The 19,638-nt window shown below is 36.3% G+C and carries 15 protein-coding genes; 2 read left to right on the forward strand and 13 right to left on the reverse strand.

Features of this window, described 5'->3' with window-relative positions; genetic code table 11:
- Nucleotides 1-25: 25 nt before the first annotated feature.
- The 8 genes from ytaF (ACQKP0_RS01290) to ACQKP0_RS01325 form a co-directional block, all read right to left on the reverse strand.
- On the reverse strand, nucleotides 26-658 hold the full coding sequence (ytaF, locus tag ACQKP0_RS01290) for a sporulation membrane protein YtaF (RefSeq protein ID WP_427403994.1): 633 nt from the start codon (nucleotides 656-658) through the stop codon (nucleotides 26-28).
- A gap of 263 nt (nucleotides 659-921) precedes the next feature.
- A complete protein-coding gene (locus ACQKP0_RS01295; RefSeq protein WP_427403995.1) occupies nucleotides 922-1,887 on the reverse strand; it encodes an LCP family protein in 966 nt (321 codons plus the stop codon).
- 125 nt (nucleotides 1,888-2,012) lie between these two features.
- A complete protein-coding gene (locus ACQKP0_RS01300) occupies nucleotides 2,013-2,657 on the reverse strand; it encodes a DUF1232 domain-containing protein (RefSeq protein WP_427403996.1) in 645 nt (214 codons plus the stop codon).
- A gap of 314 nt (nucleotides 2,658-2,971) precedes the next feature.
- Nucleotides 2,972-3,580 carry a sporulation membrane protein YtaF gene (ytaF, locus tag ACQKP0_RS01305; protein WP_427403997.1) on the reverse strand — a complete coding sequence of 203 codons (609 nt, stop codon included), beginning with the start codon at nucleotides 3,578-3,580 and terminating at the stop codon, nucleotides 2,972-2,974.
- A 58-nt stretch (nucleotides 3,581-3,638) separates the two neighbouring features.
- Nucleotides 3,639-3,872 (reverse strand): hypothetical protein, encoded by a 234-nt coding sequence (locus ACQKP0_RS01310; protein WP_427403998.1) that lies wholly within the window; start codon nucleotides 3,870-3,872, stop codon nucleotides 3,639-3,641.
- Complete coding sequence (locus tag ACQKP0_RS01315; protein ID WP_427403999.1) at nucleotides 3,853-4,407, reverse strand: hypothetical protein; 555 nt, start codon at nucleotides 4,405-4,407, stop codon at nucleotides 3,853-3,855. Before ACQKP0_RS01315 ends, ACQKP0_RS01310 begins: the two co-directional genes overlap by 20 nt.
- 12 nt (nucleotides 4,408-4,419) lie before the next feature.
- Complete coding sequence (locus ACQKP0_RS01320; protein WP_427404000.1) at nucleotides 4,420-9,144, reverse strand: HAD-IC family P-type ATPase; 4,725 nt, start codon at nucleotides 9,142-9,144, stop codon at nucleotides 4,420-4,422.
- A 54-nt stretch (nucleotides 9,145-9,198) separates the two neighbouring features.
- Complete coding sequence (locus tag ACQKP0_RS01325; RefSeq protein WP_427404001.1) at nucleotides 9,199-9,561, reverse strand: YtxH domain-containing protein; 363 nt, start codon at nucleotides 9,559-9,561, stop codon at nucleotides 9,199-9,201.
- A 306-nt stretch (nucleotides 9,562-9,867) separates the two neighbouring features.
- On the opposite strand from ACQKP0_RS01325, the gene ACQKP0_RS01330 reads away from it, so the two are divergent.
- Both ACQKP0_RS01330 and ACQKP0_RS01335 read left to right on the forward strand, forming a co-directional pair.
- Nucleotides 9,868-10,047, forward strand: a complete 180-nt coding sequence (locus tag ACQKP0_RS01330; protein ID WP_427404002.1) for a hypothetical protein — start codon at nucleotides 9,868-9,870, stop codon at nucleotides 10,045-10,047.
- Nucleotides 10,048-10,501: 454 nt separating this feature from the next.
- On the forward strand, nucleotides 10,502-11,164 hold the full coding sequence (locus tag ACQKP0_RS01335) for a DUF1232 domain-containing protein (RefSeq protein ID WP_427404003.1): 663 nt from the start codon (nucleotides 10,502-10,504) through the stop codon (nucleotides 11,162-11,164).
- A gap of 47 nt (nucleotides 11,165-11,211) precedes the next feature.
- On the opposite strand, the gene ACQKP0_RS01340 is transcribed toward ACQKP0_RS01335, so the two are convergent.
- The 5 genes from ACQKP0_RS01340 to nfsA all read right to left on the reverse strand — a co-directional run bounded on the left by ACQKP0_RS01340 (nucleotide 11,212) and on the right by nfsA (nucleotide 19,522).
- Entirely contained in the window at nucleotides 11,212-11,970 is a 759-nt protein-coding gene (locus ACQKP0_RS01340) for an ABC transporter permease (RefSeq protein WP_427404004.1), read from the reverse strand.
- Nucleotides 11,967-12,737, reverse strand: coding sequence for a phosphate ABC transporter ATP-binding protein (locus ACQKP0_RS01345; RefSeq protein WP_427404005.1), 771 nt, complete (start codon nucleotides 12,735-12,737; stop codon nucleotides 11,967-11,969). The genes ACQKP0_RS01340 and ACQKP0_RS01345 overlap by 4 nt, the downstream gene beginning before the upstream one ends.
- Nucleotides 12,738-12,985: 248 nt before the next feature.
- On the reverse strand, nucleotides 12,986-16,105 hold the full coding sequence (locus tag ACQKP0_RS01350; RefSeq protein WP_427404006.1) for an efflux RND transporter permease subunit: 3,120 nt from the start codon (nucleotides 16,103-16,105) through the stop codon (nucleotides 12,986-12,988).
- 63 nt (nucleotides 16,106-16,168) lie between these two features.
- Nucleotides 16,169-18,544, reverse strand: coding sequence for a beta-propeller fold lactonase family protein (locus ACQKP0_RS01355; protein WP_427404007.1), 2,376 nt, complete (start codon nucleotides 18,542-18,544; stop codon nucleotides 16,169-16,171).
- 228 nt (nucleotides 18,545-18,772) lie between these two features.
- Nucleotides 18,773-19,522: an oxygen-insensitive NADPH nitroreductase gene (nfsA, locus tag ACQKP0_RS01360; protein ID WP_427404008.1), complete on the reverse strand. Its 750-nt coding sequence runs from the start codon at nucleotides 19,520-19,522 to the stop codon at nucleotides 18,773-18,775.
- Nucleotides 19,523-19,638: the final 116 nt, after the last annotated feature.

Consider the following 19,638-nt stretch of genomic DNA (forward strand, 5'->3'; position numbering starts at 1 on the left):
ACCCTACGAATCTCATACATGAAACCTAAAAGAAGGCATTAATAGCAATTACTAGAATGATAGCTCCACTAAGTAATGTACCAAATTGGCCTATTGTAAATTTACCTATTCGAACATCTGCTAATTTAGCGCCTAACTTAACCCCTGCCCAAACACTGATGAAACTACCGACAGCGGCTGTTAACGAAATAGCTAAAGGTGAAAAGCCGAGTAAGCCCGCTCCTAATCCATTAGTGAGTGCATTGGCTGATAACGCAACACCAAGAATCGCAGCCTCCCACCAACTGATATCTCCTGACTTATCTCTGTCTGCAGCTTCCGGATTTCTTAAAATTCCTTCAATGCTATTAGCCTGTTTCTCATCATCATTTTTCACTTTGGAATCCTCATTTTTATGAGGAACCGCCAATAGCATGATACGAATTCCAATAATAATTAATAAAAATGCTCCGATGATTACCGGGAACACCCCTGGAAGAACCTTTGAAAGCCAAAGTCCAAATGATATACCTGCTGCACTCATGAGAAAACAAATCAGTGCAATTAATATATTTGCACCTAACCCAATTCTTATTTTTCGTATTCCATATGAAATTCCTACTCCTAAATTATCAATACTTGATGAAGCTGCAAAGGCTAAAATGATTAACCATGGCATCTGAGACACACTCCTTTTTTCTAAACGGTAAGAATATCACAATCCATTACTTCCCGTTTTTTTTACATTGTATTGAACAAATTAATTGAAAGTGCATGTCTATATCAAAAACTGTTGAGAATACTTCAACACTCAAAGATAATTCGTAAAAAAGTACAAATTGCACATTGATTTAATTGGATGTGATTTAGATTGCAGCAATAATAAAAATGCCTGATTACTGCAATGATTTTATTGCAGTAATCAGACTTTTAAATACAAATTTAGTTATCTTTGCTTACGACACTTTCATTGTCCTGCGACAAAAATTCTTTTAAAGCTTTTTTGTTTTTATCAAAATCAATACTCAGGACTGCCCCTACATCAACACGTTTATCTTCAAAAGAATCTTTTACTGGAATTCTTAAAGTCTCCAATTTTTTTGATGATCCAGTCATTACACCTTTTCCAATTGAAAGGAGTGTTGCGGTGTCTACATTTGTATCAATATATGGTTCGGCAACTCCAAGTAATTTTGGAAGTTTAACTAGACCATTAAGACTGAAAGCTTGATCCTTAATCTTCGACATAATTTCTTGTTGTCGTTCGACACGCCCAAAATCACTCAGGCGGTCATGGCGAAAACGAACATATCCTAACAACTGTTTTCCGTGTAAAACTTGTTTACCTGGATGTAATGTCATACCTATTCCATAGGACATTTCATTTGGGATATCAACTTCAATTCCTTTTGGTGCAAGGATATCTACAATTTTTGAAAACCCTTCAAACTCGGTTATTGCATAATAATTAACATCAATATCAAAATTTTGCTTGATCGTTTTCCTTAATAATTCTGGTCCTCCCAAAGCATAAGCTGCATTTATCTTATACTTTCCATGATCAGGAATATCAACATACGTATCTCTCATAATGGAAGCGAGTTTCAAATCATGAGTGTTTTGATTATAATGAGCAATCATTAATGAATCAGAATTCCCACGATCCCCGCCTCTTGTGTCACTTCCGATTAACAAAATATTAATTTCCCCATACTGCGGCTCAGCACCTTGAAACGAATCTTCAAACGTTGTTCCATTATTCTTAAACTTACCATTTCTCGCCTCAGACAAACCTTTATTATATTGGTAGATACAATAAGCACCTACCGACAATAATAATAAAATAACAAGTAAAAAGAGGTTTCTTAGCCATTTACGTTTAGTTGTCTTTTTTTCTCTTTTTTTCATATTACATTATCACCTATCACTTAGATTAGTGCCTTTCCAAAAATGTTTCTCAAATTCAATATAACTCCGAATATCAGATTTTTTACCAAAATGTCAAATTTAGTATTTTAATGTTTTTATGAGTATCATTTTTTAGATAGTAAATTAATCACAATTTGTACAGCGATAGCATCGTCTAAATAGCCTATCGGAAAGATGTAATCTGGAATAATATCTACTGGTAAAATAAAATAAATTAGTGCACTCCCCATTAAAGCGAGCTCACGTGGAGTCCCCTTTTTTAACCGGAATTTTTCATACATATCTTTCAATTGATTAATAAATGGACCTATGCTGCCTACTTTCTGTAGCTTCTCTCCAAAACTATTTAGAATCGTTTCCGTCCCTTCTTCTGTTTGTACATATTGCTCATATTTGGCCAATTCTTGTTCAACGCTCGCCATAGTAAACTTTTTATCATATAAATTGGAAGACTCTAGGAAATTTTGGATACTGTCAACAGATATATGTATATCTGATTGTGGCTTTTTCTGCGCTTGTTCAATTGGGTAACCAGCTGCTATAAATAAGTCTGTGATAGGAACATCAAGACAGTCAGCAAATTTTTGTAATTGTTCGGGATTTGCTTTTCGTTTACCGTTTATTATCCTTGAAATTGTAGCTGTATCAATTTCAGTGAGCTCACTAAGCTTTCTCATTGAAAAAGACCGCTTCTTCAATATTTCTTTTAACAGCAAACTTAAGTTACTATTTTTTATCCCTTCAGACATCTTTATTTTCCTTTCTATAAATTATTCGATGAGGATTGTAAAAAGATAAATCTAGTGAGAAACGAATCCGTTATCGAAAGAAAATTCAAAATATTAATAGGACTATTGACTCGTAATTCTATTTTATAAAAATGCAATATCTTTATAGTTTGAAAGTAGGTCTTATTAAGAAACATACAATTTTGTTGACGTTTTGTCAACACTTAAAAATCTATTAGACTATTTAGATAATAATACGAATAAAAAAACCGATTTAACCATTACTTAGGCTAAATCGGTTTTTTTATTCGTATATTTATTATTGCAAAATGGACTTAATCTAAGAATGCAGCTGCGGCAATAATCAATAGTAATGCGCCGCTAATTAGTGTACCAAATTGTCCTACAGTAAATTTACCGATTCGAACATTTGCTACTTTTCTTCCTATAGCAACGCCTCCCCAAACAGTCACGTAACTACCGACTGACGCCAAAACACATATTGCCATAGGATTTAATCCAAGCAAACCTCCTCCTACTCCGTTGGTTAGTGCGTTTGCTGAAAGGCCAATCCCAAGAAGTATGGATTCTGCAAACCCAATACCGCCTGATTTTCCTAACTTAGGATTTGTTGTATCTGTTGCAGATTCCCCCCCTTCAATCGATTCTTGGTTTTTACGAGGGATTGCTAATAAAATAATCCTGATACCGATAACGACCAATAAAAAGGAACCAACAACAACGGGTAATATCCCCGGCATAATCTTAGAGAGCCAGAGTCCAAAGTATACTCCTACTACACTGAAGAGGAAACAAATAACTGATATCAACAAATTTGATAAGTGGCTAATCCGAATATTACGTATTCCATAAGAGATACCCACACCTAAATTATCAATACTTGAAGAGAATGTTAGTGCTATTATTAACATCCACGCTGTCATTTCCAATCACCCTTTCGCATTTTTCAACATTAAAATGTTTTTCTTTTTCAAAGCCTATTTAAAACCGTGTCAAAGTAAACCATTTCATTAAATTCATGCGATTAGCCTTTCCTTTTTCACGAACAGAACGAAAGATCTCACCGGTGAAAGATCCCATTTTTTTAGAAATTTCTTTGTGAAGTAATTTATCTTGGGAGGCCATTTTTACACTTATTTCTAGTGCATGTTCAAAATGTTCAAGTGCTGTTTCTAAATGATAGTCAATATCGTTTTCAACCGTTTTTGGGATCATTGTTATTTTCCTCCTCTTGTTCTGCATGTGTAGCTACTAATACATTTACTACTTTTTCCTCATTCGTTATTTCCTGTATGCTTGGTGCTTCCTTATCATCCATAATTTCCTCTTCTATATCAGAGATTTCCTTATCAACTAGTTTCTGCTTTCTTTCCAGTTTTGCTTCAACAATAAGGTCTTCTACTTCTTCCTTAATCGTTTCAATTGTCGATTTAACACTTTTTATTCCTGTATCAACAAGTGGACGAATTTTATCTTTTGCTGCAGGGATTAAAGTGAAAGCTAAGTTTTTTCGCTCCATCTCTTGTTTTATTTCTTCATCGTTCGCAAGTTCTTTATCAAATTTATCCTGCATTCTTTCTAATTTTGCTTCAGCAATAATATCCTCGACTTCTTCCTTGATTGTTTCATAAGTTGATTTCGCTCCCTTTATCCCTGTTTCTGCAAGGGGACGGAGTGTTTTTTTAACTACTGGTAATAAAGCGGCAGTTGCGAATGCTAAAGCAGATCCTATCACAATTTTCCGAATCATTTTCTCACTCCTTTATACTGGTTTTAGTAATGCAGATTCATTGATAACTGGTTGTACTGAATCGGTGGTTCTACGAGAGATTAAATGAATAATAGGTTTTGAAAGTTTAGTTACTGTTCCAGCTACAAGTAAAACAGGTACCCATTGAGTGATGGACAATGGAACCGTGTGAAATATACGGGCTAATGGCGGCACATATATGGCCAATAATAAGACAAGCCATGAAGCCCCTAATGCAGTGACGAAAAAGCGATCCTTCGACCAGTCACGAACCGTTTCCTCTGATCCCTCCTGCCTCCAAGAGAAAGTTTGAATAAGCTGGCCTGCAACTAAAGTAGCAAAAGCTGATGTTTGAGCTACAGCAAGAGGAACTCCAACTGCTACACTGATAGCAAATAAACCTAGTGAACCCGCTCCAAGCAGAAGACCACGTGTAACGACCTTCTTATATAATTCCTTATCGACAATATCTTGCCGTTTCGTTTGTTTTGTTTTATTTCCAGGATTAATAGCCAATATCATAGCGGGTAAAGCATCTGTTATTAGATTCATTAATAAAATTTGTATTGGAACCAAAGGAATCGGTAATCCAGCTATAACTGCAGCGCTCGTAACAAGTACTTCTGCTAAATTCCCTGTTAATAGACATCCAATTGCTTTTCGGATATTACCGATAATCGTTCTACCTTCTTTTACTCCTTCAACAATCGAACCAATATGGTCTTCTATTAGAATCATGTCTGCTGCTTCTTTTGTTACTTCTGTCCCTGTCTGTCCCATAGCAATACCAACATTGGCCTTTTTAATAGCTGGAGTATCATTTACACCATCCCCAGTCATTGCAACAATTTGCCCGCTATTTTGAAAAGCGGTTACAATTCGCAATTTGTGAGCAGGTGTAACACGAGCGAACACAGATGTATCCTTTACCACTTCTTTTAATTCTTCATCAGTAAGTTGATCGATTTCCGGTCCTGTTAAAATTTTGTCCTGTCTGTTCCAAATTCCTGTTAGTTTAGCAATTGAAATGGCAGTAATAGGATGATCTCCTGTAATCATCACTGGTTTCACACCTAAAATTTTAGCTTCATAGATACTTTTCTGTACCTCAGGTTTTGGTGGATCGATCATTCCTACCAAGCCAACAAAGATTAAAGAATCTTCATTTACATCATCTTGCTCCAAATTCTTCCGATTGTATGCAAATCCTAATACCCTTAATGCATTTTTAGCAAACTCTTCGTTTTGCTGTAAAATTACTTGTTTTTCCTTATCCGTTAGAGGAAAAATGTCACCATTCTCCTGATACCATGAACAGCGGTCCAAAATTGCCTCTACAGAGCCTTTGGAAAGCTGGTAATATTCTTGGTCAATATTCGTATGATTACAAATTACACTCATAATTTTTGTTTCCGAATCAAAGGGTTCCTCATGGCTTCTAAACCAATGTGCCATGTCCTCTTTCCATAATCCGGTTTTAGCAGCCAAGCTTAATAAAGCTCCCTCTGTCGGATCCCCTTTAACGATCCATTTACCTTCTTCTTGTTCTAATTTACTATTATTACAGAGAACCCCAATCTGAAGAATTCGTGCTAATTCAGGATTTTCTAATGGATTATTTATGTGTTCATCAAAATCGATATCCTCATCTATCTTTTCTATTTCTAGAGTTGCCGCCACTTCGTGAAAAGATTTCTTATCAATCGATCCAACTGGCTCATATCCATTCCCTGATACACTCCACAGTTGATTGGTCGTTGCAATGGCTTTAACTGTCATTTCATTTTTCGTAAGAGTTCCCGTTTTATCTGAGCAGATCACGGTTGTCCGCCCAAGTGTTTCTAGGCTTGAAAGCTTACGAACAAGTGCATTCTGCTTTTGCATACGGAAAATACCTGCACTTAAAGCAATCGTAATCATAATCGGGAGACCTTCAGGTACGGCGGAAGCAGTAAGAGTAATTGAGGTCGCAATCATTTGCGTAATCGGCAATCCTCTTAGTATACCTGCTAACAGAACAAGTCCTCCTGCAACAAAAGCCCCTTTGATAAACGTTTTGCTTATGGAAGTTACCTTTTTCTGCAAAGGAGTCGCTTCCAGTTCCTCTCCTTTCATCAAGGAAATCATATATCCCATTTCCGTACTCATTCCCGTTGTTACAACAAGACCTAGAGCTTTCCCGCGCGTTACGGAAGTACCCATAAAGAGCATATTTTTCCGCTCTGCTAATGGACAATCTTGCGTGACAACCTCGGTTGTCTTTTCAACAGGCAGGGATTCTCCTGTTAAAGTTGCTTCGTTTATCTCTAAGTTCCAAGAACGAATAATGCGTAAATCAGCTGGGACCCGATCACCTGATTCGATACAGACAATATCACCTGGAACAAGTTCTGTACTTGATAATTCTACTTCTTTACTTTCTCTTATTACTTTACATTTTGGAGATCGAAATTGATTGAGAGCCTCCACAACTTTTTCTGCTTTTCGTTCTTGAAGCGTTCCTATGAACGCATTTGCAACAAGGATTGTTCCCATTGCCAATCCATCAAATACACCACCTGAAAAGAAAGATAATGCCGTAGCCCCGAGCAGAATAAGTGAGGTAAATTCCTTAAATTGCCCTAGAAAAGATACATACCATGGTATGGTCTGTTTTGCCTCAATCTGATTTTCCCCATATTGCTTTCGCAACACCTTAACTTGGGATGTATTTAATCCTTCTTGTTCATTCACTTTAAATGCATTCATAATTTCTTCTTTACTCATTGCGTGCCATGGCATACTTTCCATTTGAGCAGAAATATCTTTAGAGCCCCTCTCAACCTTAACTATTTGAGGACTATCTCTTTTCGGTGCTTCTTTTCTCGAAAAAAGTTTTTCACTCTTTCTCTTCGTTCTAGATAAGAATGTTAATGAAAGGGCATTTGCCATTAAAGCGATAACAGGAGCCGAGAAAACAGCCCCAATGGCTAGAAACTCTCCGATAAAATTCCACATCTTAGTCATACGGAAATGTTGACGAACTAGACCATTTATTTTTTTCGCATATTCCATAGACTGTCGGATATCTGTAATCTTTTTATAGGAAACACTTGGACTTTGGATTGGATTTTTATCACTTATTTGAATGTTATTACCATTCACAAATAAAACTTCTTCCCCCTGTGATCGTAAAGCATCTACACGGTTTGATACATGATCATTAAGCCAACTTCCATCCACGCCATGTTTAGTAAGTGTTTCCCGACTAATATTTAAACTATTTCTTAAAACTCCTACTTTCCATTTGTTCTCAGATAACCAATTAGCTATTTCTATATATTTGGAAGTAAACTCTACTTTCGATCCAATTAATAAGCCAAGACACTTTTTATCCTTTGCGACGAATTGGACAATAAAGCCTTCCTTCTGCATTCGCTTTGCTTCAAGATCGTATTGGGAGGTATCCACACCAAGTTGCTGAACAAACCTCTTGTTTCCGAAAAAACATTTGACACTTTGGATTTTCCCAGTAATACCTTGTTCTTCTTCTTCAAGACAAAAGGCATTTCGCAATGTACGACCTGTTTCTTTCGCTTTCTTCATCACTTCTTCTTTCCATGGATGTTCGCTCTTTTTCATAAGCGAAGATACGGTACACCATAGTTGATCTTCGTTTCCTCCGTAGGAGATACAGCGGAGCTCTTTTGTTTCCGCTTGAAGTATTTGGGATGTATCATCAAATAATATCGTTTTTGTGCGAGACAATTTGGAAAGTGATCCATTTTCCGGAATTAAATACCCTCGCTCCTTTGAAATGAGGTCAGCTTGCCCCCATGCATATTCAGCAGACACAACAGCAGGTTTCGGATTAGCCGCAAGCATAACTGCCATGCCACTTAAAGGATTTCTTGATAAAGCCCAGGTTGCTCCTCCGAGAATCATTCCCCATTTCGATTGTTTCTCACTATACGATTTAATATCGGATGGAAGGTGTTCTTCTCTGTCATTCACATTGCTTTCATTTATATATGTCTGGCTTCGTTTCCAATTTAGATAGTTTAATAGACTGAGACCAGCTAATACAACTATATTTTCACGAACTAGAGCCAGAGCCAGTGTACTTACACCAAGTAATAAATCCGGATTCACCTTTTTGTTGGCAGCTAATTGTTGAAATCCGCGTTTAAGGAAAGGATAGCCTGTTAAAATAGAAACGCATCCAGATAAACAAAAAAGACTAGTGCTATTAGCTAAAGCTGATCTGCCCATAAATAGTTGTTTAATGCCAATGGCGCTTAATCCAACGACAGAGAGTGCTAGAGGAAGAGGTACCTTCTCTTTTGGAGGCTTATCATCCACCTTTTTATAGATTAATTGTGAATCCAAAGGATTTTCTCCTGTTATTAACTTTGGTGAATGATTCGAACCTTCTCTCTCTTCGGGTATTTCAGCTGTAACAGAAAATTCTTCTTCCATTTCTTCATTGGCATGACCTATCACTCCGCCCATAGGCTGTTGCTCAAAGGTCTGGATGATTTGGCATATTTTATGTAATGATATCTTGGAATCATCATAGGTAATAAGTGCTCTACCAGTATCTATAGAGGGACTTACCTTATAGATTCCTTCTACCTTACTAAACTGATCAAAGATTAAATTTGCCATGTTTAAATTGTGTTTAAGTTTATATATTTCAATTCGGATCCTTCCAGGTAAGGACCGAATAAATCTCGTCTTAAATGATTTAGTCTGCATCATAATTCTCCTTATCGTAAAATTAAGGAATTAAATTGATTTACTCTTCGGATGCTAATGCGGACTATTAGTAGAACTTTCATAATTTATCTCCTGATCAGAAAGGTGTTCATTAGCATTAGAAACCCATTTATCCTGAAGTTTAGTTAAGGTATTCTGAATCGTTTCAACAATACCTAAAATAGGCTTAGTCACCTTGACTGCAACTTTTCGTACAGCTTCTTTAACATTAGGTGATTGTTGGTCCATCATTTCAGAATCGGCATCTTGGATCTCATCTTCCTTTCCTAGAAAGACCGATATAGTTTTTACAGCTACTTTTCGTATAGTTGCTCTAGCTTTAGGTGATGCAATAAGTACTGCGGTCACACCAACACCAATTGCGATACCAATAGGGGATTTTATAAAACGAAGCATAATCATTTCTCCTCACATGAATAAATTTTGGTATTAAGAACAAATTTTTTAATACGGAAACTAAACTTCGTAACTGCAAAAAAAATGACATTAATGCCCAAGAAATTTGGTATACATTTCATCACCTCCCTTAATTTTCTAAATATTTATAATAATAAAATATACACCTTTGTTGACGTTTTATCAACACTTTATTTCAAAATTACAAATTTTATGTTAATATTTTTTCAATTTTTTATATTGAAACAGTCACAGATGCTGCGAAAGCTAAATATAATATAAAAAATTTCTCAGGGAGTGTTTATGATGGTGCTAATTAAATGGAGATTCAATATTCTGCCTAAAATCAAATGGAAATCTTTAATAACACCTAAATTTACAAAAGCATTAATTAATATTATTCCTACTCTTGTTGCCACAATATTAGGCGATATTGTCATTCTTTTACTTCGAACCTATCTAGCAAACAGATTTAAGCTATTATGATTCACTCTGCCTCTTATTTAAAGGCTTTATTGAACCTATTGTTGTTGCGGATAAAACCAATTGGCACGTATTCAGCTAGTTAGACCACGTATAGAAATCGCTGCCTACATGCCCCCAGATAATTTTATCTACAGTCACCATTTACAAAAGCCTATAAAAAAATATATGGAGGTGAAAAATACATGAATAAGGATACGAGGCGGGCAATCATGTTTGGAGTAATTCATTCAGTCTTTTTTTTGGAATTAACATTATATTTTACCGTTTTTCATTAAGGCTAAGGTTATAGATAAGATAAACGAGGATGAAAAGGATTTATCATTTTCGTTTAGCATACTGTTCATCTTATTGTCGTAATATATAGAAACACCAAAAAATACTTATATTAACTTATATGCAACATATTATCGGGGAAATTCGAAGTATATTCTATTCCGTAAAGGAGCGAAAGGAGATGTCCAACAAAATAGGTAGAGAACAAAACCTTGGTATATTAATAAAAACATTGTTAAAGGAGCGTTCGCTATCCATGCGAAAGCTTAGTACTCTAACAGGAATTGATACCGCAACCATTTCACGAATCGTTAATAATAAGCAACAAGCCAAACCTTCTCATTTACAGCTTTTTGCCCAGTATTTAGAAGTTCCGTTAGTAAGATTAATGCAAGCAGCAGGGTACAATGTTGAACTACATGAAAATAATTCTCCTTCAGATTTTTATAATTCAGTCGATACGATTCAAGAAATTCTTATTTCTTCTAATCTTTTGGACCATCCATTCAACATGGATCAAATCTATCAGGAATTAGCAAAGTATGAACAATTTGCCCTCACAAAAGAAGGAGAGCAAAAAATATTAGAGGAATATAAAACTAAGGTCGAACAAGTCAGAGGTGCTGGTCCTTTTATAAATGAATTAAATAATATGTATACAAGTTTCAGTGAGGAAAATATCTCAACAGAAAAGCGCAAAATCCTCGGCAGTGTCCTTCTATATTTTATTTTATCAACAGATATTATCCCTGATTACGTTTTTCCATTTGGTTATTTGGATGATTGCTTAGCCGTTCAAATTGGTTTGGAAAGACTTGCAAAACTTGATCATACAAATGATTAAGCTACACCTTCCACGTTATTTAAAGTAAGCAGTAATGGGCGTGGATACTATTTCCACGCCTGAATATCTAACTGCTGGTTCTTATTAAATAAACCTGGATAGATAAGAAATCCTAATATGATGGCGGTTAAGCTGGCTGCAGACATGATCATAAACACAATTAAAAGTTGAAAACGTACAGCTTGAATAGGATCCGCTCCAGCAATGATTTGACCTGTCATCATGCCTGGAAGCTGGACAAGACCAATTGTTTTTTGACTGTCAATGGTTGGGATGAGGCTTGACCGAATCGATTGTTTTAAGATTGGATAGATGGATTGTTTTTGACTGCCTCCAAGTGACAGAACGAGTAAGACTTCATCCTTTCTTATTTCTAATTCACCTTTTAAACGATTTAAAAATAGACTTGCAATGATCATTGAGTTTCCGATGACCATTCCGCTGATCGATATGATGTACTGCGGAGTTGCAGGTACAATATGAAATCCAAGTAAAAATCCTTGTGTAATTAACTCAACAATCGTGAGGGTTATAAAAATTTTCCAAAAAATATTCGATAAACCTTTCCCTCGTTTTGCAGAATTTCTAGCTGCTACTGTAATCATTAGTAAAAGCATTAAGATAATGACAGAAGGGTGTTGAAAACCGAACACCATTTTTAAAATATATCCGACAATTAACAATTGAATGGTTGCTCGGACACTTGTAATAATTAGGTCTCGACCTAGCCCTAATTTAAATGCTGTAGATAGAAAAAGGGCAATGATTACAAAGCCAAAACTAAGTAAAATCGCAAACAAATTCATTCCTTATCCCTCTTTAATTCTAAAAATTGTTTCGTCAGCACTTCCCTTGGCTCATTAAAAAATAGGTGAGTGGGAGCTGCCTCAATTATTTTCCCATCCATAATAAGCCATGTTTGATCCCCGACTCGTTCTGCTTGGGAAAGATCATGGGTGACCCAAAGAATGGTTGTATCTTGTTCACGGTTAATCCGCAAGATGAGTTCTTCCACCTCATGTGCAGAAATAGAATCGAGTGCTGATGTGACTTCATCCAGTAATAAAACAGAAGGATTATTCACAAGAGTTCTTGCAAGGGATAATCTTTGCCTTTGCCCGCCGGAAAGCTCTTTCGCTTCCCGTGATAAAAGTTCTTCTTCTAATCCAACATAGTCCATATACTTTTTAGGATCTTCCAATGTCCTTCCTTGTAATCGTGCCGGTAGAGTCAAATTATGTAACGCTGTTCCTTTAATCATAGTTCCACTTTGAAAAGCAATCCCTACCTGACGCCTAAGCTCTTGGATGTCCCACTCAAGAACTTCCTTTCCATGAATCCGAACCTCTCCTTCGTCAGGGGTGATAAGTAAATTACATAATGATAAGATAGTACTTTTTCCTGACCCTGATGGTCCAATAATCGTTACTATTTCTCCTTTTGCTACCTTTCCGCTAATCCCTTTTAAAACTTTGACAGACTCGTTTTGATTCATAAAAATTTTGCTGACGTTGGTGAATTCAATTTCTAGATTATTATCATTCAGATTGGTTGTTTTTTCTACTTGTTCCATGTTTTATCTCACTTTAATAAAGATTTTTTTCATACGTGATTTGATAGTAAATGACATGGTCAATACGTCATCTCTTTTTATTATTATTTATTTCCATTTTAACATGAATTCAAGCTAAATTATGGACTCTATTTATATCACCATATTTTATTTTCATCTTAAATTTGTATGAAACTTCTACTCTTTTTCATATAATTTTTCAAAAAAATAAGCAGAACATGATCCTGCTTATTTTTTATTGAGTTCAATTACTTTACAGCCTGACTAGTTGATCCAAAGTAATTTTCTTTTTTCCTTTCTACTATTCTCTTCTTTTCGACTGCAGGTTTCCACATCCAATAATATAAAACGGGAACTACTAATAAACTTGTTAATGTTGATGTAATCAATCCCCCGACCACGACCAAGCCTAAAGATTGAGAGATGAGCGTATCATTCTGACCAAAAAAGGCGAGTGGAAGTAAGGTGAATACTGTTGTTGCTGCTGTCATCAGCACGGGTCGGACACGGCTGGCCGTACCTTGTATCACAACGGTATATAAATCTTTTCCTGTCCTTTTTAATCGTTCCATGCGATCAACAAGGACGATGCCATTTGTTGCGACAATTCCAATTAGCATGACGAGACCTGCTAATGCACCTAGATTCCAAGATTGACGGAATATAAATAAGAAGGCGACCGAGCCGATTAATGCAAAAGGCAATGATGAAAGAACGGCTAAAGGTCCACGAATACCCTTAAAAACACTCGTGATTATGAGTAAAACGAGTAAAATTGATATCACTCCTGCAAAACTAATGGACCAAATCATTTGCTGAACCTGCTCTGGAATGCCACCAAACTGGACATGTACACCTTTTGGCAAGTCCAATCCATTGATCATTTCTTTCATTTGTTTGGTTACCCCGCCAATATCCTCCGTAAGTATGTTACCTGTTATAACAGCAATCGGCTGTCCATCCTTTTCACTAATCGTTGTATTTGTGCTAACGTTTAACTTTGCGATATCGTAAAGAGAAATATTTTTTCCGTTTTTATCTTTAAAAGATAGCCTGCCAACCTGCAGCAATAATTCCTGATTCGGATCACTGCCCTGGCTATAGGAAAGGATCACATCTGATGGTTTATGAAGATGTACAGGGATAGCGGATTCCATATTAATCATTTGTAGATTTTCTTGTTTATCTAGTAATGATTCGACTTTAGTTAAAACGGTTTCCTTATCTACTCCTAGTGATGATATTTTTTCCTCATCCAGCTCCACTGTAAAGCGTACTTGCTCGCCTTGTTCACCTTCTCCATATATTTGCAGCCCCTTAATCGTCTGCAAATTGCTTTTTAAAACATTTGCAGCCTTCGACAAATCATTTTGATTGCCACCTGAAAGTACTAAACGAACTCGGGAATCGTCCCCTGCGATCTGTTGATTGGAAACTGTGTAGTTAGCGGTAGATGATAACCGTGTAAGATCATCATTAATTTTTTCAATTAAGTCGTCCATATTAACCCCTTGCTCCGGCGTTACATACACATTAGCGACATTAGGTTGTTCAATCCAGCCGCCTACCTGGTCAAATACATCATCGAAGGTTGGGGTAAAAGAGGAGCCGATGGAAGATGTGAAAGCTTGAATATCTTCATGTTTTCCTAATAATGATTCCAATTCCCTCACTTCTGCATTCATTTGTTCGATCGTCGAACCTTCATCACTTTCAATTTGGATGTTCAGTTCTTTTGCGTGTGATCGAGGTAAAACATTGACTGGAATGAAAAAGGCTCCTACTAACGTAAGGACGAGTGCTGCACATAAACTTGAGAACAAAATCGTCCGCTTTTTCCATAAACGTTCAAGAATAGGTTGAAACCATTGTTCAGTCTTGGGTGCTTTAGATATATATCGCCTTTCCCATGTATAGGCAGCATATGGTGGTAAAAAAATTAAGGAAACCAGCAACGAACATTGCAATGAAATCGTTACAGCCCAAGCAAAACCAAAAAAGGCATCCCCAACCATCGTACCAGTCATCGTTAATGGTAGATACACAGCAATGGTCGTTAATGTGGAAGAAACAACTGCAGGAATCATTTCCTTTACAGCAGAACTTAATACCGATAAAGAATATCTGCCGTTTTGTTCTAGTTTTCGATACATATTGTCTAACACAACAATGGAATCATCCACTACCCTTCCCATTGAAACGATGAGGCCCGAAGCAGTTAGTAGATTTAACGTAATACCCATCCAATGTAATATGGACACTGTTGCAAGGAAACATATAGGCAATGTAAAAAGTATTGCTACTGTAGAACGCCATTCCCGGAAAAAGAAGAAAACACAAAGTACAGAGAAAAATGCCCCTAATGCCCCTTCTATCCATAATCCATTGATTGCTTGAGATACGGATTCCCCCTGATCGGTAATGATGTTTATATTAATGTCAGGATAGGATGCTTGTACTTGCTTTAGTTCTGTTAAAACTTTTTCACTCATCTTGGTAATATCTGAAGATGAAGTTTTATAAAGACTTAATAAAACGCTTGGTTGTGCATTTGTTCTAGTTATCGTCTCTACTTGAATAAAGCTATTTTGAATGGTGGCTATATCTTTTAGTAATAATGTTTTTCCATTTTCATTTTTAAGAACAATGTTTTCCAATTGAGTTTGCTCTTGAGGTGATCCTTCTACATTTAAAAATAGCTGCAGATTTTTCGTTTGGATTTTACCATATGTCCATTTTGCTGATGTATTTTTTAAGGCAGTATTTACGTCTTCAAATGTAAGGCCATATGATAATAATTTCTTATTATTTAACGTAATGACATAACCAGATTTACCGTCTCCTCTAGATTCAATTTTTTTAATACCAGGAATCTGTTCAAGCTGCTGTTGTATTTTATCCGCATTCATTGCTTGGACATCTTCCCCTGTCTTGGATGTCAGGCTGATTTGTATAAAAGGAAACGCGTTCGAATCGATTCTTGAAATTTCCAGTTTACTAGCATCTAAAGGCAGATCTACCATTTGCAAAGAGGATTTCACGTTTTTTTCTGCCTCTTCCATCTGCGTATTTTGTGGAAAAGATAAACTTAAGAAAAGTCCTTGTGGATAAATGGTTGATTCAACCGATTGAAGTCCCTCAACTTCTTTTAAATTTTTGACCATCTCTTTCATTAACTGCTCTTTCTGTGTTTCATCTATTAAACTAGTTGGTGTTTTCAATGTGATCATCAATGTCGAATTATTGATTTGCGGAAGGTATTCTTTCTTTAGTTGTGATGCTGAATATAAACCCCATACAAAAATTAAGAGAATGATAACGGATAAGAGAATCAATCGCTGCTTAAGAGACGATATCAATTTTTTCAATATGTATTCAGCTCCTCGTTCTTATGTGTAGAGCCCCCGTAACGGGAGCTCTAAAATGTTGTTTTATTTATTGTAATGACTATTTTGCTTTTCTTCATATGCCTTTTTCCCCTTCATCGTTGCTTCCCATAATACTTTGTTCAATGTTACTTCATCTGCTTTGTCAGCAGCTGAAAAATCTAAAGTATTAGAGAGCTGTGCTGCCGGTGCATTTTGCCCGTTTATCCGATCAATCGGGTATCTCGGTTCCTCATGTTGATAGGTTGAAAAATCTGGCTTACTCGTAAATGCATTTGACATAGGGATACTGGAAGCATCGAACTGTGTCATTGGTTTCATTCCAAGTATTAATTCCATTGTTCGAAGCATGGACGTCGTATCGTAAAACGTACTATCGAGTTTTCCTGTTTGTGTATACGGACTGATTACTAGTGATGTGGTGCGATGGGCATCCACATGATCCCATCCATTTTGGGCATCATCTTCCGTAATAAAGATCGCTGTATCTTTCCAATATTTTGAGTGAGTCACAGCGTCTACTATTTTACCCACTGCATAATCATTTTGGGCAACCATTGCTTGCGGAGTTAGCTTCCCAACTTTTGTCCCTTGTGTATGATCATTAGGCAATCTTACAATTTGAAGCTGTGGAAGATTGTCATTTTTGACGAATTCATTAAATTCTTTTTCCCATTCTTCTTGTCTGACAAGATCTGAAATATCAAGATTATATCCAGGGTAGCTCGCATCAAAATTGTTTGCGATACTTGGATCAGTGGCAACCCATTGATTTTTCTCTTTATCAAAATCTACAAACTCTCCATAGACACGGTAGCTTACACCAGATCGTTGTGCATTATTCCAAATATATCTTTCTTTAGGATAGGCTGCCTCATTATCTCCTTCCCAATCATAGCCACGGTTTCTACTAGAATAATTGGCCATCCAAGTCTTTTCAGTATAGTCATTTGCTTTTGCTGCTGTTGACCAGTTATGACCTTGTGCACTAATTTCAGCAGTTGCATAGAAATTGTCAAACGTAACAAATTGATTCGTCAATTTATGCAGATTCGGTGTAATGTCTTCGCCAAATGCAGTGAGTCCAGGGTCACCATTTCCTTTTCTTAAATCACCAAATACTTGATCATACGTTCGGTTTTCCTTAATCACATAGATTACATGTTTAATAGGTGATTTTTTATTAGGATTTTTAGGAACTGGATTATTTCCATCGTGTTCATAATTAATCGTGTTGTTTTCCTCCACCTGTTTCGTATATTTCTGTAATTCCTTTTGATTTGGGATATCAATGACTGAAAGCGATCCTTTTATCATATTTGCAATATACTGTCCTTCAGGGTTTGGACCCGCTCCTAACCCTTTTGCATTGGTCACCATGATTTTATTGTCTTGTTCATTTAAATAAACACCTGTCGGATACCAGCCAGTTGGAATCAAGCCTTTAATTTTAGCTTTCCCTTTAGAAACATCTGCAACGATTACATCATTATTGCCGGCATTAGCTATATATAATGTTTTTCCATCTTGTGACACGGTTAATTCATTTGGCTGGCTGCCTGTTGGATCATTCTTTTTAGGCTTTACAGACAACGTTTCCACTACTCGATTCGTACGGCCATCGATAATAGAAACCGTATCATCGTCAGAGTTTGAAATATATAATTCTTTTGTTTTAGGATTTTCTGCAATAGCATTTGGATGAAGTCCTGTTGAAATGGTATCCCTTACTTCCAGCGTATCCGGGTCAACTATAGAGACGCTGCTTTCTCCCCAGTTCGTTACGTACAATTTTTTTCCATCGTTTGATAAATACGCCATATAAGGATTCTTTCCAACAGAGGTTGTTTTAACAATTTTATTCACGGATAAGTCGACTTTTGAAACTGAATGGTCAAGATTGTTTGTTACATAGAGATATAATCCGTTCTCTGAAATAGACATGCCAGCAGGATAGAAATTTGTATTTTGATTGTCTTTTAAGGAAATAGACGCTTGCTCAGCTAATCTGCCATTTGCAAAAGTAAACTTTCGTATTTTATTATTTCCTCCAGCGGATGCATAAAGGTATTTTCCATCCGGAGAAAAAACGACACCAAGGAATAATGATTCAGGAGAAGCATAAGGTATGGTTTGAACAACTTTGTTAGTTGTCGTGTCGAACACTTGCATCGATTGTGTTCCTTGTCCATCATTCGAAACAACTAGATAACGTCCATCAGGACTCATTGCACCACCCATTGGAAAATTCCCTAGATAAACCTGCTCTCCAGCAGGAGTTAGCGTCCAGTTATACGGTGTGACTCCTGTTTGATCTTCTTTGGGGCCTGCAGTACGATTATAAGCAACACCAGCATAAGCTGAAGTTGATGTAATCGTAAGGGCAGCGATAGCGGCGGCAATGACATGTTTCTTTTTCATTTTTCCATCTCCTTTATTTTTGTGATAAATACAAATAAAGTGTAATTGCCGCATATGAATGTTTTGTTATATAAATGTTAAGTTATTTATAAGAATATTGTGATAATTTTACCGTGAAAATAGTCATATGTTGGGGTTTTTTCGTGGATTTTAAAGGGTGAATAGGAACAATTAATCGCGACAAAAAACCCTACTCCTAAAAAATAGGAATAGGGTATACATTATGTTTTACTTTTTATCAAACCCTTGTTTTTGTACATACTCTTTCATATATATACGTCTTGGTTCTGAAAACCTTTCTGCCATTTGGCTTGTCCATGTGTCTTGGCGCTTTCCATTTGTCCGTTCTTCATAATATTGTTGTACCGTTTCGTTATAATCCTCTAATTGTTCTTTTAGAATAGAGGAATCAGGTTGGTATTCCTCTTCATGATAGATATGTTTGAATGGTAGACGCGGTTTTTTATCAGATGTATGGAGCGGATAACCAATCGTCATAGCAAACAATGGTATTACATGTTTGGGAATACGGAGCACTTCTGAAACTTCAACTAAGTTATTGCGTAGACCGCCTATGTAACAAATTCCAAGCCCCATTGATTCAGCTGCCAATGCGGCATTTTGTGCAGCAAGTGCGGCATCGATTACGGCAATCATAAAGCTTTCTGTAGTATCTAATGACTGAGAAACTTCTGTATTTTCCATTTCACCAATTAACTCATGGCGATGTAAGTCCGCACAAAAAATCAGCAGATGACCGTTATTTTCAACATAGGTCTGATCTCCTGCCAATCGAGCAAGTTCTTTCTTCTTTTCTTTATCCTTAACACCAATAATGGTATATGCTTGGACATAACTTGATGTTGAAGCAGCTTGTGCACTTTTAACGATTATTTCAATTTGTTCCTCAGTGAGCGGCTTGTCCTCATATTTACGTATAGAACGGTGATTTAAGATTGTTTCAATGATTTCGTTCAATTTCTGTCCCTCCTGCTGTGCCAATTTGTTAAAAAATATCGTTTAGTTCATTCATATCGCTATTCATTTAATAGGATTAGCATATATTAGCATTTTAACATAAAATATTTGCGTTA

It is taken from the genome of Heyndrickxia sp. NPDC080065 (assembly GCF_050281185.1).
Classification (GTDB): Bacteria; Bacillota; Bacilli; order Bacillales; family Bacillaceae_C; genus Heyndrickxia.

Excerpts from the sequence above, each read along its gene's own strand:
- ACQKP0_RS01315 (WP_427403999.1), bottom strand. The coding sequence starts at position 4,407 with ATGATTCGGAAAATTGTGATAGGATCTGCTTTAGCATTCGCAACTGCC.
- ACQKP0_RS01330 (WP_427404002.1), top strand. The coding sequence starts at position 9,868 with ATGGTGCTAATTAAATGGAGATTCAATATTCTGCCTAAAATCAAATGG.
- ytaF (WP_427403994.1), bottom strand. The coding sequence starts at position 658 with ATGCCATGGTTAATCATTTTAGCCTTTGCAGCTTCATCAAGTATTGAT.
- ACQKP0_RS01345 (WP_427404005.1), bottom strand. The coding sequence starts at position 12,737 with ATGGAACAAGTAGAAAAAACAACCAATCTGAATGATAATAATCTAGAA.
- ACQKP0_RS01335 (WP_427404003.1), top strand. The coding sequence starts at position 10,502 with ATGTCCAACAAAATAGGTAGAGAACAAAACCTTGGTATATTAATAAAA.
- ytaF (WP_427403997.1), bottom strand. The coding sequence starts at position 3,580 with ATGACAGCGTGGATGTTAATAATAGCACTAACATTCTCTTCAAGTATT.
- ACQKP0_RS01310 (WP_427403998.1), bottom strand. The coding sequence starts at position 3,872 with ATGATCCCAAAAACGGTTGAAAACGATATTGACTATCATTTAGAAACA.
- ACQKP0_RS01325 (WP_427404001.1), bottom strand. The coding sequence starts at position 9,561 with ATGCTTCGTTTTATAAAATCCCCTATTGGTATCGCAATTGGTGTTGGT.
- ACQKP0_RS01355 (WP_427404007.1), bottom strand. The coding sequence starts at position 18,544 with ATGAAAAAGAAACATGTCATTGCCGCCGCTATCGCTGCCCTTACGATT.
- ACQKP0_RS01340 (WP_427404004.1), bottom strand. The coding sequence starts at position 11,970 with ATGAATTTGTTTGCGATTTTACTTAGTTTTGGCTTTGTAATCATTGCC.
- ACQKP0_RS01300 (WP_427403996.1), bottom strand. The coding sequence starts at position 2,657 with ATGTCTGAAGGGATAAAAAATAGTAACTTAAGTTTGCTGTTAAAAGAA.
- ACQKP0_RS01295 (WP_427403995.1), bottom strand. The coding sequence starts at position 1,887 with ATGAAAAAAAGAGAAAAAAAGACAACTAAACGTAAATGGCTAAGAAAC.
- ACQKP0_RS01320 (WP_427404000.1), bottom strand. The coding sequence starts at position 9,144 with ATGCAGACTAAATCATTTAAGACGAGATTTATTCGGTCCTTACCTGGA.